Origin of the sequence: Paenibacillus barcinonensis (assembly GCF_003217495.1) — a bacterium.
GTDB lineage: Bacteria > Bacillota > Bacilli > Paenibacillales > Paenibacillaceae > Paenibacillus > Paenibacillus barcinonensis.
The window spans coordinates 350,940-366,288 of record NZ_QJSW01000006.1; the positions used below are offsets into that span (position 1 = coordinate 350,940).

The window sequence follows — 15,349 nt, forward strand, 5'->3', positions numbered from 1 at the left end:
CCCATTTCAGGAGTCAGTGCGGTTCATCTGTGTTTGTTTCAATTATATACCATAAATCAATACGTGACAAGAACATTTGTTCTTTATTTGATATAAATATTAACATATAGGTTATTCGTCACATGTATGCGGCTTCTGAATTACTATAACTTTTGCTGTATACCAATTTATAATGTTGACATTCATCAATTTCGCAGTATTGGAATGCAGGATGCGTGGTACTTTCATGTGTTATTCCTCCATATCGTAATCGCCAATCACGACAGCAACTTTGTATCTATGAGGGTTTTTGCCTGAACAAACCGTCTTTTTGCAGTCGGCATTGTCAACCAGTAAATGTATTTATCGAAAATCTCATTTTATCAGCACATTCAGCTGCTGTACACCTAGCTAGTAGATTTTTACCTTCGTATACTTCATGCCCCTCATCCCTAGTACTTCCAAATGAATGATTGCTGTAACCTCATCCTGACCCAGCTCAGGGCGAATGATATTCCACCTCAGCTTCGGCAGCTGTCAACAGGAGAACATTGCCCTTCTCTTCCTGCCGATCCTCAGGCGGTTCGTTACTGTGCCAAGCCTCATACTACCAACGCTCAAACAAATCCATGGAGACCGATGTTTCCTCGCCTGTAATCAAGTCGTGATTTCTGCTTTTAGTCGGATCGCTGTCGATGGTGTATAACACCATTAAACTTGTACAGCATATTGCCGTATTCCACTTGGTGCGCATCGCCCCTGCGGTAGCCCCTCCGAATGCGGCAAAGAGGTAAGCAGACGTTTTGTATTCTACGTTATTTAGCAAAGGATTCACAAAACCACCTCTCAAAACTCCCATTATATTACTTTTATTATCCGAAAAAATGGTACAATGATTGCAAATAAGGGGGTGAACGTATGAAAAAGAAATTGACTGTACTCGGAATGATTACTGTCTTGACTCTTTCAATGTCTTCGCTTATCTCAGCAGCACCATTAGATCCTATTGAGCCACAAGGTTGTAGTTTAGGCGGTCCTCCTCGTTATTGCGACATGCTTCAGTAATAGAATTTAGTTAGCTGGCTAGGATTATCTAGCCAGCTATACTATCTCAGCGAGTTCATTTATTACGTGCACGTAGACCATCCAGCGGAATTTCACGATGATTGACCAAACGATAGTCTCCATCGTAATGTTCAACGCGAGCAGCTACCCAGCGTGGCGGGTCAAAATCAGTAGCCAGAAATTCAATATTGGAACTGCTGAACAACTCTCTTCCGTTTAACTCGTAACGACCGCTTGAGTTCCGCTGAACATACCCCTCATCGCGCACCTCGGCGAATGCTTGTGTCAGTACACGAGTTGCATCGTTCATCAGATCGCTAGCCTTATAAAGCATGCAGCGCAAATATTGCTCGTCCGGGTCGTTTGGGTCGTAGTCTGCTGTCCAGTTCTCCTCAGACTCTTTAATCATGCTTACGACTTGCTGGATTCGAGGAAGTAGTGCCTTAAGTTCCTTTTCTATCTGCTCCTTCATGTAATTCGCTCCTTCTCCATTATTCAAATAACGACATTCTAAGTTCATCATCTGTACATTGGGCTGAGAGATGAGGATACAGCCTATTACTTCACATAAAGCTACGTCAATGCCTTGCCATGACTGTATTTTCTTTGATGTCATATCAATTTCAGTTGCTCTTGCTGATCTAAATACTGTACCTTCGAACTTTTTCGTCGTAACTGAATGGCCTGGACCGCAACTTCATAAAGTTCCTCAATCCATACATCAATGCCATGGGAAAGATCAAACCCACGTCCAGTCCACAGACTTAGCGCTAGTTCAATCAACGCTACCATAGACTCATTTAATGAATGAATACTCCCTGTGGTCTTTCCTTTATCACAACGCTCCTGAAATGTATCAGGATCGTCCAGATATTCGTAATACCAATCAAAAGGACTTTCCTGCTGCATCTCCAGCTTGAAGCACTTAAATATCTCAGGATGAGCAGCAATATAACATACAGACTTATAATCAGGACTACTCTTTGCTAAATTAAACTTTTGTACAAGTTTTTCAAAGTTTGTTTGATGTTCAGTATCTACAAAATTCATTTCGACGCTCCCCCTTCATTCACTTTTCCTTCCTCATACTATAGAAAGCCAAAGCCCCTACCTGATTTATCATGGCAGAGACTTTCGGAATTCAAATATTTATCGTTCTTGCACCGCTAATACCTTAACCCTTTCTTGCATATACACAGGCAATTCAAATGAACGTTAGATTCAGACTTACGCTGAGCAAAGGGGCTGACGGAACAGGAGAATGGATAGCTTCATGTTAAGCGATGCCCCTATTCTGCGTTCTGCTCCCGTCTCTGATCTTTCTCCCCAATTCCTTCAGCCCCATTCACCAATAGTAACAACATCCACTTCCGGCGCTTCCTAGCTGATTAGCTTTCGCACGCGCATACCATAAACGCCTGTTACTTACTCTTCCTCTTGGACTTCTTCCCAATGATAGCTCACATTCTGTTGAACCCAGTTCTGTATAGCTGTATCTAATGGCAATGCAGATTGCCCAGCTGCAGTTTCATTCCAAGAAATCTGTAAATCAACTTCGTGAATATCCTCATCATCCATATCCGGTTCACCAAATCTGAAATAGATGCGTACATTTTTGGTCATCTCCATGTTTGATCCCCTCTGTTTCTACTCAGTATTCGAAGCAGACAAATGAGTAAGCACACCAACGTCTTCGTAATTTATATAGATTAAGAAGAAAGACCACCGAGCAAAACACCATAAACCCTTGACCCATAACGTTTTTTAGCCGTTTTTGGGTGTCACCTTTTCGTGACACAGGTGTCCTTTTTTGGTGACACCCCCTGCTCACACAACACCTAGGAATTCTCAAACTGTTTTATTTTTTATTCCACTTCTTTTGCAATTCTAAGTACGTCTTTCGCCTAACCAATTTCCCATACTTATTATGAGGTTCAACAACTGCTTTGATTGGCAGCTTGATCCCGGCTTTTTCTAAAATATTGAAGTGAATCATAAGCTGGGTGATCCCGCTCTCTAACTTATTTTTGTCTCCACAACAAAGGATTTCCGGGTTCAAGAAAAACGGCCGCCGAGTAACATGGCGACCGTGGATTTTCAGTTCATGCGTGTTCGCAAACTCGTACATAATCCCTTTTTCAATTAATGCAGAGATCATTTCACTTGTCTTTTGCCGACTACGTTTCAAGAATGTGGCGATTTCGGATACCGAGCAATATTGCCCCGTTCGAGGGTCCACAATCGCATTTACACCTATCTTTAGCATAGGAGCAAGTGTGAAGATGAAACTAAACTCCGCACTGGTCAGATACTGTGCCTGACACAAATACGATATGTTCATATCAATGGTTTGAGAAAACCTAGTCTGGTTTGAAGGCTTCTGTTTTTTTCGGACAATCATAAATCCTTGTTCATTGGCCTTGGTCTCTTCCATATTTACAGTGCTCAGGTCAATTTCTAACCGTCTCTTGGCCTCTAATTCAGCCTTTTGCATAGTCTGCTTTAATTTCATAACTCTCTCCATAGTTTAAACCTCGCTCTGATCCCTAAAACATATTGTAATGATGAACGGCTTCCGCATGTCCAGATGCTTCTGGATTGTAAAAGAAGGTCTTATACCTCGCTTCAACCTTATTCGCAAATGAACTCGCTAAGCTGTACTCAGCAAAAATCATAGCATCACGTCTCGAACGTGATATATTCAGTTGCGTGTCAACGAGGTAATACACCGTTTGAGTCCGTTGAATTTTTAGCACTACAACGTAAAAAGACACCTCCTGTCTCATAGGTGTTCGCTGCGTAGGAAGAAACGGCGGTCTAGGATAAGTTAACATGTTTCTTCACTCCTTGATCATGTTGATAGACACGTAAATTATGTTCGATTCGTTCCTTTAGTCCCGTATTCCGTTGTACTAGCTTATTATTACTTATGGCCACATGAAGAGCCTTTCGAGTCCCAATCATGGCACAGACCCTCTCAGCTCTCGTCAGTCCTGTATAAATCAAATTCCGAGCCAGCATCACGTAATGAGTGCTTGAAACAGGCATGATGACCACAGGAGCTTGTCCACCTTGAGCCTTGTGAATCGTTATGGCATAAGCCAGAAGAAGGTCTTTGAGTTCGTGCCGGCTATAGACAATGGTTTTGCCTTGGAACTGGCAAGCGAGTCCGATTTCATTCGTCTCCTCACCCTCTTCATCTTCCACAAAAGCAGTGCCCACGACCACACCAATATCCCCATTCAACACCTTCTTCTTATAATCATTTCGAACTTGAATTACTTTATCTCCTTGGCGATAAACACGTCCCACTGCTGTCAATTCGGCTTTATCCTCTGCTGGAGGATTTACGGCTCCTTGTAACGCATTGTTTAACTCTTCCGTGCCTATAATGCCCTTTTTCATGGGAGACAGCACAAGAATGTCCTCCAGCTTGTACCCCTTATCCATAAAACGAAGTACACTGAGCACTACGAGATGGGCAATTCGTTTCGGATCAGATTGTTCAATAAAGAAGAAATCGTCTTTACTCTTATCCATAACGACCTGCTCACCGCGATTAATTCGATGGGCATTCATAATAATTTGGCTTTCCCGCGCCTGACGGAATATTTCAGTTAGCCGAACATGCGGGATGCCAGCAGAAATCAGATCATGCAGTACATTTCCCGGCCCCACAGACGGAAGCTGATCGCTATCCCCAATGAGTACCACTTTTGTGTTTGGTCCGATGGCTTGAAACAAATGATACGCAAGCTGTAGATCCTTCATAGAAACTTCATCCGTGAAAATCAAGTCAAATGGCAATGGCATCTCATCACCGTACTCAGGCTCAGCGCCAGGACGGAAGCCGAGCATCACATGAATGGTTGAGGATTCCAATCCCGTCAATTCCCCCAGCTTGCGAGCTGCGCGTCCTGTAGGCGCACATAATCCAATTGCTGAGTCAGGATAATGCCTGCGGTAGATATCTATCATAGCCTTAACGACAGTCGTCTTCCCTGTGCCAGGATTGCCTGTTACAATGACAAGTTGCTGTATAAACAGCTCTCTAATGGCTTCACGTTGTTTCTCAGCAAGGACAATTCCCTGTTGAAGCTGATATTCTCGAATCATCTGATCCAAAAAAGGCATAGCTCCGCCGCCCCGGTTTGCCATGCAAGCCAGTTTATAAGCAAGTTTCTTTTCATAGACAAACAGGTGTTTCGGATACACTTTGTCTTCTTCCCAAATGACCTGTTCGTGAGCAGACATCAATTGTAATTCAGTCAGAATATCCTGCTCTGGAACACCATTCAAAAGTGCTCTTATACGATTCATCAACTCATCTTTACGTACAAAGCAATGGCCGCCACTGTAGCACATATCGTTAAGAACATATTGCAACGCTGCATTCAGACGATATGGCGAATCTGGACTGACGCCGATCGCCATAGCAATCTCGTCTGCTTTGAGAAAACCAATCAAACGAATCTCGGTGAGCTTATATGGATTACGACGTACAATGTCTACACACTCAGCCCCCCATTGTTTGTACATTTTGGTTATCGTATCGGCAGAAATGCCATAGGGGAGCAGGGCCATCATCATTTGCTGAATCTCAAAATTGCCCTTAATACTATCTGCAATCTTAACTGCATTTTTAGGGCCAATTCCTTTGATCCCCGTCAAACAGACTACGCCCTCATTCATGATTCGTTCCAATGTCTGCTCACCAAGCTTCTGTACAATCAGCTCAGCCTTTTTCTTCCCGCAGCCTTTTACAAATTTAGAGCTGAGGAAGGATACAATTTGATCTTTTGTTTCAGGTAATGGCCGTTCCCAATGGCTGACTAAAAATTGCTTACCATGTTTGGAGTGTGTCTCCCACGTACCATGTACTCTGATTCGCTCATTTTTGTGCATACCAAAAAGTGAACCTTTTATTGTAAAAGCCCCATTACTGTCTTCTGGCAACCACTGAGCAATACCAAAATCATTTTCCTCCGTCAGATTTCCATCACGAGGATAGCGGTAATACACGATATGCCCCGTACTTGACTCTAAAGCACGATTCTCCATTAGCTTATGCCTATCTTCTGACGTACATATTTCAACAGTAACTTAATTACGTTGTTAGGAGATGATTTGCATTCGGAAATGTTACAAGATATAATTTTTTCCAATAGTGTTTTGGGAAAACATATCCGTTCTTTGCCGTTTTTGATCATAACCTTAATCGATGCAATGATTCCTTTTTCAGATGATCCCTTAGCTGATTTTTGAATCCGTCTCAATGCTACAGCTGTTGCACCCACTGACTCTTCGTATGATTTTTCAATCATGCTTTCCAGCTCTTTCTCGGCTGACTCCAGAACATTCTCTGCTTCTACTCGTTCTTCGACGGTCTTCGCTGTATTCACCTGATGTAGCGCATTTTGCACTGCGCCTTCTGCTTCACTGACCTGAGTAGCTTCCGTTTCTACAATAGATGATTCATCCGTAGAAACGACAACCTCAACTTGCTCTTCTGGTTCCAGCCCAAGCATTTGTTGAAACTCATCGGCACTGATAACTTGCCCTGAACTTGTAAATTGCTTCAATACTCCGGGTATACTCTTGATGAGATGCCATATATCTGCTGGGATGGCTGCTGACTGGTTATGTTGATCCACATCATAATTCATTTCCAAAAAGATGTACCCAGGCATGATTGCACGTTCTCTGACTTTCCCAAGTCCACCTTCACTTAAAACACGAACCGTAGACTCAGTGACATTATGTATGGCTTTGACCCATTTCTGTGCATTTTCACACTTAGAGAAAGCCCACTCCATCAGTTTTTTAACATTGTTTTCTTTGCCAGTCATAACTTGAATTGCAAATGCAGCTCCCATAAGAGTACCTCCCAAATAAAATTTATAGACAATCATTTTATTTTTGTTCCCTTAGCCATTGTTCTAAGAATTCACGTGTCTCCTTAGCTGGAAACAACCATTTACCACCTACTTTGTGTTTAGGAAATCTTGAGTCAAAAAAGAACAACGCTTGAATGCTGTTCCAACTTAGGCAAGTACGACGCATTAGTTGTTTTGAATCCCAAAATATTAATTCGTTATCAACTTCTTTTATTAAATCAGCAATTTTTTCATGGCAGATTTTTTTCACTTCATCTTCATCAAGGTTGATGGATATAAGATTACTCATTTTCCACCTCATTACTTTTTCTAGGCATTAGCTTGATTTCTATGTTTAATGCCCTGCAAGTTTTGGATAAAGTTGTTTCATTCCATCGACGGCTTCCTTTGAGCAAATTATGCATATATTGAGGAGAACACCCGACTAAACTAGCTAATTCTGATGGATTTATTCCCTTCTCATTAATGAGTGGTTTAATCTGTTCGGAAATATTCATTTGTCTCACCTCTGATATAAATATTAATCTATTTGATTAATTTAATCAAACCAAAAATTAACCAAATAGATTCAAAGCCACTCGAATTATAAGATTAATCATATAGATTAATTGTTTTACTCTTTATTTCGCTCATTTGCTCGTAATTAATCCATTTGATGTTTGATGCTTAATCTATTTGTTGATATGATTAATTAATCAATTAGTTTAAAGGAGCGTTTATTCATTATGTCGAGTTATCCTAATAGGATAAGAGAGATCAGAAAATCTCAACATAAGAGCGGAGTTGAAGTAGCTCAGTATTTGAGAATTTCTCCTCAATTTTTTTATAATCTTGAAACTGGAAAACGTACGTTGACATCTGATGTCGCTTCTAAACTAGCTGGCTACTTCAATGTGAGTGTAGATTATTTGTTAGGTCGTCAAAATGATGATAAGAACAATAACATGCGAAATGAATCTTTCCCTGAATGGGCAACCAAAGAAGATATAGCTGATTTTAGAAAAATGCTTGAGGATGAGCAGCCTGTTTTATTTGATGGGATTCCTATTGAGGGTGAGAAACGCCAACGTGTTATAGATATACTGTCGGGATTGTTTTGGGAAGAGAAGTTAGAACAAGATAAGAAAAAGAAAGAGTAACTATAACGAGCGTTCAAACATGATGTATAACGCTCTTCAGCTATATTGAGGAACAAGCTGGAGGAATCCCCCCCATTTGGAACCCTCGAAATTGGTGATTATCCCTGTAACGACAAAAAGCCCGCTAACGGAGATTAAATCCGAGCGGGTAGTTTCAATTAAACAAATATAATACTTGAACCATTTAACACACAGGTGTAAAATAAAATGTAAATCATGATTGACAATCAGTCTAAAACACAAACTTTCAGACTCAGTAAGTTAATCGTGGTAAGGTTTCAATCTCTAAATGAATACTGCTCTAAATTAGTAGTCGTTTCCTTGGACGGGGTCGACTACTTTTTCTTTATATTTATAAGATTGATGAATGCATTAAACAGATTTACTACAAAAGTCATTGCTACGAAAACTAAAGTTATAATCGTTTCTGTCGTCAAAGAGGGTTACACCTCCCTCCTAAACCTTACCACGATTTAACTATTATATCATTTCTAACGGTTACATCAACACAAAAAACATGCGTTCAAATTTCACGCTTTTTTCATTATAATTTCATTCGTTCTCCCAACGCTAATCGCTGAAACTAACACATATGAAGGTGTGGCTGGCGAAGCGATAATTGAAAATGGAAAACGTCTCCATCCGGTTCGCGACACAATGATTGACGCATTAACGTTTGACGAACGCAAGCTTGTGCAACAAGTCAAAGACGCTGACGGGTATTTACGTTGGCTTGAGGAACACTTTGATTTTAGACGATCATAGGAACACATGTTCATTTAAGCGTTCTCAACACTCGGGTCTGATTTTTGCACTTTCAAAAATACAGGACTGCAGGCGCTTTATGAAATTGCAATGCGCCCTCCCGAAGAACAAACGCGAGATCACTTATTTCAAGGAACTCATTGAACATAGTCTCCTCAAATCTCGAAGTGTAATTAATCAGGAACGAATAAAGTTGCCCTTTTCACTCTAATTCCCTTTAACAACTCACTTGAGAAAAAATTTTTTGTTAAATCTCATGAATAACTTTTTTCACAATGCTCCATGCCAACATTGCATTTTCTTCATTCACTATTACCGCACGTTTTCTTTGCTCAACACCAGGATGTATTAAATTCCTAAACCCACGTATTGCATGCGATAAATAATATAATTGTATATCTATAAAGTTCTCCTGATTAGAAACGTAGAGGAGCTCATTTAAATCCATTTGAGCCACTCTCTTGTTTCTCCCATTTTCCATAGTATATTGAGTAATATTTTTCGCTAAAATATGATCGAGGAGAATAGCCTCAATTATGCTACCACTCAATATTAAAGCCGACTTAAATGATTTTGTACTTAAACTAAAGACATTTTCATTTAAATCTCGTTCCAACATACCTTTTAGAACCGGATTAGAAATTTTATCAAGTGCTGATATTAATTTTTCATCATACCCTAAATTTCGAAAACTACTTAACGTAATATTCTCAGCAATTTCAATCAAATCACTCTCTTTTTCGCCTTCCTTCTCTAAATCCATTAATATGAGAGCAATATCTGAGTTTATCCTGTAAACTGAACTTGTCGTATTCAAATTGTGGTCAGTAATTTTAAATAAATACTTATTTTCCAGAAAACTTTTCATTAATTCATTAGCTTTAATCTCAGAAACGTTTAAGAGATTAGGCAATTTTTTATAAGAACATATGATAAAACCCTTATTATCTTGATATTTTGAGAAAGAAAAGAGTTTACCTTTTATCCATGCGTTCTCATTTAAAAACTGATGAGCAGCTTTCATTAAGACCTCTTGTTCATGCTCTTTTTCACCTATCAATTTAGTTGTACTTCTATAATTTTCTGATGCAGTATTATCTTGTGGGTCTAATTCCATTGCCATTTTATATCTTTCCTGTGCTTCGTAGAGCAATCCCATTTTTTCAAAAATGACTCCAATGTTATTTGAAGAAGCATTGGTTTTTCCATTCTCCTCTTCGTATCTTTCATAATACTGTTTAGACAACTCAATCTCACCAATTTTGGAATAAGAATATGCTACCTCAAATAAAATGTACTTGTTTAATTTTTTATATCCTAACTCCTCAGCAATCTCAGTAATATCTTTAAACTTTTCAAAGTCAAAAAGTCTTTCAATCAACTGTGTAAGCATTTCCCCTGAGAAGTCATCTTTAAGATAGGCCACTTCCCTCAAAACTTGAATTAGACTTTCTTTCATACCTAATATCTCGTCTTCATTACAGTCACTTATAAATTCCCAATAATATTTACTTTCTAGATCCTCTTTATATTTTTCATATCCATGGCGTATTGTATAAATAGCAAATTTGAAAGCTTCCAAACTTTTATTTGATAATTCTGCAAACTCTTTTAGTTTTTGTGTATAAGTTAGATTGTTTTTCAGATGTTTTTGAGCGAATTCTAAATCTTTAATTATCTTTTTTTCTTGAGCCTTATTATGTTGGTAACTCGATTGAGACAAGCCACGTAGTCCTTTCAATTTAGCTAATAATAACCTGTCACTATTCAGCATCTCTAGTTTTAAAAGGGCATCATTAAACTCTGTCTCGAAATTAATTATAAAATGTGGATAAGACATTATGTTTATATCAATTTCATGATCTTCAGGAATTTCCCCGAAAATTTCAAAAGCATTTTTATTTTTATTCTCATGTAGGTAACATAGAATAAGAGCAATATGAGGAGCATAGTCCAAATCGTGCTTTAAATCTATATTTATCAAATTAATAAGATTCTCACTTGCTGTTGCGATTTCTCCCATCCTATATAAACAATATGAATTGTGTAAATCGATAAATAATTTATCATTTTCAAACTTAATAATGATCTCTTTGGATGCATCTATGGCTTCAATATATTTACCATTTCGATAATAATAGTCCACCATAACATAATGTAATTCATTCGATGATATTCCATTAGCCATCAACTTCTTATAGAATTCTTCTTTTATTTCAGAGTCTAGTTGATACAATAACCTCTCATTGAGCCCAATACTATTCGGAAAAACTTTCAATCCTGCCTCTAGTAATCTTATTGATTTATTCTTGTTCTTTTCCCTTTGTTCTAAGTAAATATATGCATATTCATAAACATATTCCGAACTTATTACATCTATAAAATATTCTTTGGCTTTTTCTTCCGATTCATTAGGATTAGAATAATTAGAGTACAGCAATCCCAAGTAATAATTATTAGCAGAGTTATTCTTGTCCTTCTTTCTGATATCTAACAAAAGTCTCTCTGCTTCGTCGAAATTCTTTTCTTGTAGAAGTAATTCAATTTGTTCACTTGGAAATTTCATCAGAATCATCCTTTAAAAAATTAATAGAAACCTGTGACTCAACGTTGCTTAAAATTCTAGTTTAATTATATTTATAATGAAGTTAATAGTTTAGAATGTCATTGTCGCGTTCTATTAAGCATATGACAATACTATACTCGTCAAAATACATGACCATATGCTACTTATCTTAGCCACTGGATTGCAAACATAGTATTATAGTATTGATACTCAAATTATCTACCAAGTAAAATAAACTGAAAAGGGTACAAGTATTACTGGCTCCCATTACTATAAGACAGATTGTAATATGAAAAGGACACCTACTGGAAATAAATAAAAATGGCCCATGGATGGATTCGTGTAGAATGAAGTCACCACAATACACCTTCATACAAGGAGAATCCAACATGAGCTATACACATTTAGGGTAATCGAACACAGCAAGCTAGAAATCCTTCATCAGCAGGGAAAAGTTCACGAGCCATTGCCCAGGAACTCGGTAGATATACTTCGACGATCTGCCGGGAGTTAGAACGTACAGCAGCTTCCGAGTGCCACGCAGAACAAGCCCAGCAAGCCTACCATGAGGGGCGTAAGGCTTCGGTACCCACAGGGAATTTGTCTAGACTTCGCTGGAGGAAAAACTTCACAAGACGTGGTCTCCAGAGCAAATCATGGCACGTTTTCGAAGGGACGGCTTGCCAGTCGTTTCCTTTAAAACCATCTATCGATGGATATACACTGGCCGACTAATGTGTGGTTTGCTTCAGTACTCTGTAACAAAGCAAAGCGTCAGAAAGTGGCTCAAACTCCCGTAGATATAGGATTGGAAAACCCTTGCTCAGCGTCCCTAAGAGATTCGATCTCGTGAAACATTTGGACATTGGGAGCTAGACACGATGGTTTTGAGTTGTGGAAAAAGTAGGGGATGCATCGGCACGTTCATTGAGCGAAAGACACATCTATCTACCGTCATACTCATCCAGATCGAACAGACTTGTCGATGGAAAGCGGTCTCGGTGTAGCCATATCAAAGTACCCGAAGGCAGCAGACCGTGGCAAAGAGTTTACTTGCTATGCAAATGTGGAATCCACTCAGACCTGGACGTTTTTTGCTGATCCACACTCATCCCTAGCAATGGGATCCAATGAGAATATGAACGGGTCACTTTGAGAGTTCTCCCGAAAGGTATGGATCTTGCTGTAGTTGAGGATGAAGACCTCTCCCACTCACTTGATTTAATCAATAACAAACCTCGTAAATGTTTAGGTTGGAAACCCGCTCACTAATCCTTATCAGAGGAACTGTCACACTTAATTTGACAATCTGTCATTTAATTTAAATAAATGTCAAATGATCTTAGTTATTCTTATTTATCTTCGTTCAACAACTTTTCCACGATATCAAAAAAAACAACCTCATGTTCTTTTGAATCCTCTTCAAAATTGAAAATACGACCAACCTTATCGTAAGCTGAAAGTATACTCTCTTGAATTCCTTCACCATACTTTAAAACATTTTTTATGCTCGATGTTCGGTCATCTTGTAATGAATCAATTAATCGTAAAATATAGAGTTCCGCGAATTTATCTAAATGATTATCTTTCGAGATTAGCCTACGGAAATCAAGTACATTATTTAAATATTTTTTTGATTCATCTGTATCTTTACCCACGATTACACTAGACGGTTTAAAAGGATTATTCTCTTCTCCATCATATAAACGAATTAACAGTTTTTTGAAATGAGAATCTGAATTTGCTTTTAAACTATAGATTTCATCGTTTTTACCTAGAAATTTATCTCTCATAGCAATAAGAACCGACTCTACTTTCTCACGATTGCTAGTAAAGACTTCTAGTAATTTCTTAGTATATCTTTCATTTGAAAAAATTTCGTTATAACTCTCTTGAAAGATCATGTCCCATCTATGCCTGTATGCTCCTAAGTAGCCTAATTGATTTTCTTTTTTTCTTTTTTGTTCACTATTCACTCTTGAAGCATTAGCTCTTGCAGTGTTCCAAGGAATTTCCTTCCAATTTGTAATTGAGGCCTTATCAAAAAACATTAAGAGGAGTTGTTTAACTTCAAATTTTAGTTTGTCATAGTATTCACCTTTTATGTCCTTGATTAGTTTATTAGGGATAATATCTATACTATTTTTTTCTCTAATGAGGATAGATATAAGTATTTTCCTCACCCTCTCTTGGTTAAGAATAATATATTTTGAAGCATCAATACCACAAAACGCTCCTATGTTGTTTCTAAGTGTATGGTATACAATCTTCTTTTTACCATTACTAAATTTAAGTTTCCTGTCTAAAACTTGCTCTAGCTGAGATGAAAATAGGTACTGTACAGCTTTAGGAGCAGTTACATCACCATATTCCCATGATGTTCTAACTTGATTGCTATCTAGGTTAAATATATCAATTCCAGTAAAAACGCAGTATAAAGTGACCTGAGGTTCAACTTCATAAATTAAAGGTACAATATAATCTAGCTCAGTAGGACGCCCAGCGTCTAGTTTCTTTAGATAAAAAACTGCGTCGATTCCTTGCTTTGCTGAGGATAAATTTTTCTCTCTGTTCTCTTTTTGTTCACTAAAAAAATCTTTTAACAATCTTTTTTTACTTACACCTTTTTCAATGTGATCAAGTCCATGCGTATCTATAAAAGTTAATGATTGAATATCTAAATCATCAAGCATTAAAGCATAATTATTTGAAAAAGAATCAGATATCGTTACTTTTTTTATTACAGAAGTAAGTGAGTCAATCCTTATTCCAGAATTGATCATCGGTGTTGCAACAGTCTTTAAACACTTTGATAAGAGTTGTTGCTGTTTTCCATCCATATCATTTAGATCAAAAACTAATTTAAATTTTCCTTGAGTTGACCTTATTTGGTTTTCGATATTCTCATACATGCATTTATAAATTACCTCTATAGATTTCTCTAAATCTGTATTCAGGAATTTGATGTTGTTCTGAGGACATACATCCATCATTTGGTTGCAAATATAATTTACTATATCTTTGATGTACAAAAGATTCATGTCATTATGTGTAGTAAACTCTCTTTTTTTGTCATGTATATTAATTTGTATCAATTCTAAATGTGTTTTGAAATCGTTATCAAACATAAAATCAAATTCTTTGATCGAGAAAAATCCTTTTTTCTCATAAAGAATTTCTTCAAGTTCTTGTTTTAAATGCATTTCATCCTGTAAAACATAATATTGTTTAGGATAAAACTTATCATATATTTTTCTTACTAAGGTTTGCTGAAATTTGTGTTTATGGTGGTTAGTGTAAGGCTTAGACTGTGAAGTAATTGCACCCTCTAAACAAAATTCTATAAGATTATTGAATTCATTTGTTGTTTCATGATTTATTTGGGGGAATTCAGTTCTTTTAAGTACTTCATATTCTAAATCTTGTAAAAAGTCATCATCAAATATTTTCATGCAAAGGATGCTTTTGCTTAAATTAGGCAATTCAGATAAAATAATAAGATAATCTTCAACCAATTTTTTGATGTCTATTTCTTCCCTAGTATTAATTAATGGTGAAACAACACTTAAAATTTCCTCACCAATAATCTCCCCATGTTTTTGATTGTCTTTATTAATAAGATGTAATTTAGTACTAAGTTCTTTCATATAGCATAAGTTATCTTCACATATATCTAACTCTTTAAATCCAAAACAGTTAACAAATATAAATGAAATGATTTCTAACCAAATATCATCGCTTCTTTTTTTATGACGGATTGTAATATGAAGTGCGACACCTACTGGAAATAAATAAAAAATGGCCCATGGCCGGATTCGTGTAGAATGAAGTCACCACAACAAACATTCACACAAGGAGAATCCACCATGAGCTACACACATCTTAGCATAATCGAACGCAGCAAGCTAGAAATCCTCCACCAGCAGGGGAAAAGTACC

General features: G+C 37.5%; 13 protein-coding genes and 1 pseudogene. 3 read left to right on the forward strand and 11 right to left on the reverse strand.

Annotated elements, in window-relative coordinates:
* Window positions 1–586: 586 nt before the first annotated feature.
* Window positions 587–814, reverse strand: coding sequence for a hypothetical protein (locus DFQ00_RS12750; protein ID WP_110896848.1), 228 nt, complete (start codon window positions 812–814; stop codon window positions 587–589).
* Between the two features lie 83 nt (window positions 815–897).
* Between DFQ00_RS12750 and DFQ00_RS29165 the strand changes: the two genes are divergently transcribed.
* Window positions 898–1,044, forward strand: a complete 147-nt coding sequence (locus tag DFQ00_RS29165) for a hypothetical protein (RefSeq protein ID WP_167433694.1) — start codon at window positions 898–900, stop codon at window positions 1,042–1,044.
* A gap of 55 nt (window positions 1,045–1,099) precedes the next feature.
* Here the strand turns inward: DFQ00_RS29165 and DFQ00_RS12755 are convergent, their stop codons facing one another.
* The 8 genes from DFQ00_RS12755 to DFQ00_RS12795 all read right to left on the reverse strand — a co-directional run bounded on the left by DFQ00_RS12755 (window position 1,100) and on the right by DFQ00_RS12795 (window position 7,438).
* Entirely contained in the window at window positions 1,100–1,516 is a 417-nt protein-coding gene (locus tag DFQ00_RS12755; RefSeq protein ID WP_110896849.1) for a DUF5348 domain-containing protein, read from the reverse strand.
* 140 nt (window positions 1,517–1,656) lie between these two features.
* A complete protein-coding gene (locus DFQ00_RS12760) occupies window positions 1,657–2,094 on the reverse strand; it encodes a DUF2538 family protein (RefSeq protein WP_110896850.1) in 438 nt (145 codons plus the stop codon).
* Between the two features lie 375 nt (window positions 2,095–2,469).
* Window positions 2,470–2,673, reverse strand: a complete 204-nt coding sequence (locus tag DFQ00_RS12765) for a hypothetical protein (protein ID WP_110896851.1) — start codon at window positions 2,671–2,673, stop codon at window positions 2,470–2,472.
* 229 nt (window positions 2,674–2,902) lie between these two features.
* Window positions 2,903–3,556: a hypothetical protein gene (locus DFQ00_RS12770; protein ID WP_110896852.1), complete on the reverse strand. Its 654-nt coding sequence runs from the start codon at window positions 3,554–3,556 to the stop codon at window positions 2,903–2,905.
* A gap of 305 nt (window positions 3,557–3,861) precedes the next feature.
* Window positions 3,862–6,105, reverse strand: coding sequence for an SF1B family DNA helicase RecD2 (recD2, locus tag DFQ00_RS12780; RefSeq protein WP_110896854.1), 2,244 nt, complete (start codon window positions 6,103–6,105; stop codon window positions 3,862–3,864).
* A complete protein-coding gene (locus DFQ00_RS12785) occupies window positions 6,105–6,920 on the reverse strand; it encodes a transcription termination/antitermination NusG family protein (RefSeq protein WP_167433695.1) in 816 nt (271 codons plus the stop codon). The genes recD2 and DFQ00_RS12785 overlap by 1 nt, the downstream gene beginning before the upstream one ends.
* Window positions 6,921–6,957: 37 nt before the next feature.
* Window positions 6,958–7,230, reverse strand: coding sequence for a group-specific protein (locus tag DFQ00_RS12790; RefSeq protein WP_110896856.1), 273 nt, complete (start codon window positions 7,228–7,230; stop codon window positions 6,958–6,960).
* Complete coding sequence (locus tag DFQ00_RS12795) at window positions 7,223–7,438, reverse strand: helix-turn-helix domain-containing protein (RefSeq protein ID WP_110896857.1); 216 nt, start codon at window positions 7,436–7,438, stop codon at window positions 7,223–7,225. Before DFQ00_RS12795 ends, DFQ00_RS12790 begins: the two co-directional genes overlap by 8 nt.
* A gap of 228 nt (window positions 7,439–7,666) precedes the next feature.
* On the opposite strand from DFQ00_RS12795, the gene DFQ00_RS12800 reads away from it, so the two are divergent.
* Entirely contained in the window at window positions 7,667–8,080 is a 414-nt protein-coding gene (locus tag DFQ00_RS12800; protein ID WP_110896858.1) for a helix-turn-helix domain-containing protein, read from the forward strand.
* A gap of 1,012 nt (window positions 8,081–9,092) precedes the next feature.
* On the opposite strand, the gene DFQ00_RS12805 is transcribed toward DFQ00_RS12800, so the two are convergent.
* On the reverse strand, window positions 9,093–11,411 hold the full coding sequence (locus DFQ00_RS12805; protein ID WP_110896859.1) for a tetratricopeptide repeat protein: 2,319 nt from the start codon (window positions 11,409–11,411) through the stop codon (window positions 9,093–9,095).
* A 389-nt stretch (window positions 11,412–11,800) separates the two neighbouring features.
* Here DFQ00_RS12805 and DFQ00_RS30320 point away from each other — a divergent pair.
* A pseudogene (locus tag DFQ00_RS30320) lies at window positions 11,801–12,683 on the forward strand (IS30 family transposase).
* 80 nt (window positions 12,684–12,763) lie between these two features.
* Here DFQ00_RS30320 and DFQ00_RS12815 read toward each other — a convergent pair.
* Entirely contained in the window at window positions 12,764–15,058 is a 2,295-nt protein-coding gene (locus DFQ00_RS12815) for a hypothetical protein (RefSeq protein ID WP_110896860.1), read from the reverse strand.
* Between the last annotated feature and the right edge of the window lie 291 nt (window positions 15,059–15,349).

What these genes read in the sequence shown, in the direction of transcription:
- DFQ00_RS12790 (WP_110896856.1), bottom strand. Translation starts at nt 7,230, where the DNA reads ATGAGTAATCTTATATCCATCAACCTTGATGAAGATGAAGTGAAAAAA.
- DFQ00_RS12755 (WP_110896849.1), bottom strand. Translation starts at nt 1,516, where the DNA reads ATGAAGGAGCAGATAGAAAAGGAACTTAAGGCACTACTTCCTCGAATC.
- DFQ00_RS12795 (WP_110896857.1), bottom strand. Translation starts at nt 7,438, where the DNA reads ATGAATATTTCCGAACAGATTAAACCACTCATTAATGAGAAGGGAATA.
- DFQ00_RS12805 (WP_110896859.1), bottom strand. Translation starts at nt 11,411, where the DNA reads ATGAAATTTCCAAGTGAACAAATTGAATTACTTCTACAAGAAAAGAAT.
- recD2 (WP_110896854.1), bottom strand. Translation starts at nt 6,105, where the DNA reads ATGGAGAATCGTGCTTTAGAGTCAAGTACGGGGCATATCGTGTATTAC.
- DFQ00_RS12770 (WP_110896852.1), bottom strand. Translation starts at nt 3,556, where the DNA reads ATGAAATTAAAGCAGACTATGCAAAAGGCTGAATTAGAGGCCAAGAGA.
- DFQ00_RS12815 (WP_110896860.1), bottom strand. Translation starts at nt 15,058, where the DNA reads ATGAAAGAACTTAGTACTAAATTACATCTTATTAATAAAGACAATCAA.
- DFQ00_RS12785 (WP_167433695.1), bottom strand. Translation starts at nt 6,920, where the DNA reads ATGGGAGCTGCATTTGCAATTCAAGTTATGACTGGCAAAGAAAACAAT.
- DFQ00_RS12760 (WP_110896850.1), bottom strand. Translation starts at nt 2,094, where the DNA reads ATGAATTTTGTAGATACTGAACATCAAACAAACTTTGAAAAACTTGTA.
- DFQ00_RS29165 (WP_167433694.1), top strand. Translation starts at nt 898, where the DNA reads ATGAAAAAGAAATTGACTGTACTCGGAATGATTACTGTCTTGACTCTT.
- DFQ00_RS12765 (WP_110896851.1), bottom strand. Translation starts at nt 2,673, where the DNA reads ATGGAGATGACCAAAAATGTACGCATCTATTTCAGATTTGGTGAACCG.
- DFQ00_RS12800 (WP_110896858.1), top strand. Translation starts at nt 7,667, where the DNA reads ATGTCGAGTTATCCTAATAGGATAAGAGAGATCAGAAAATCTCAACAT.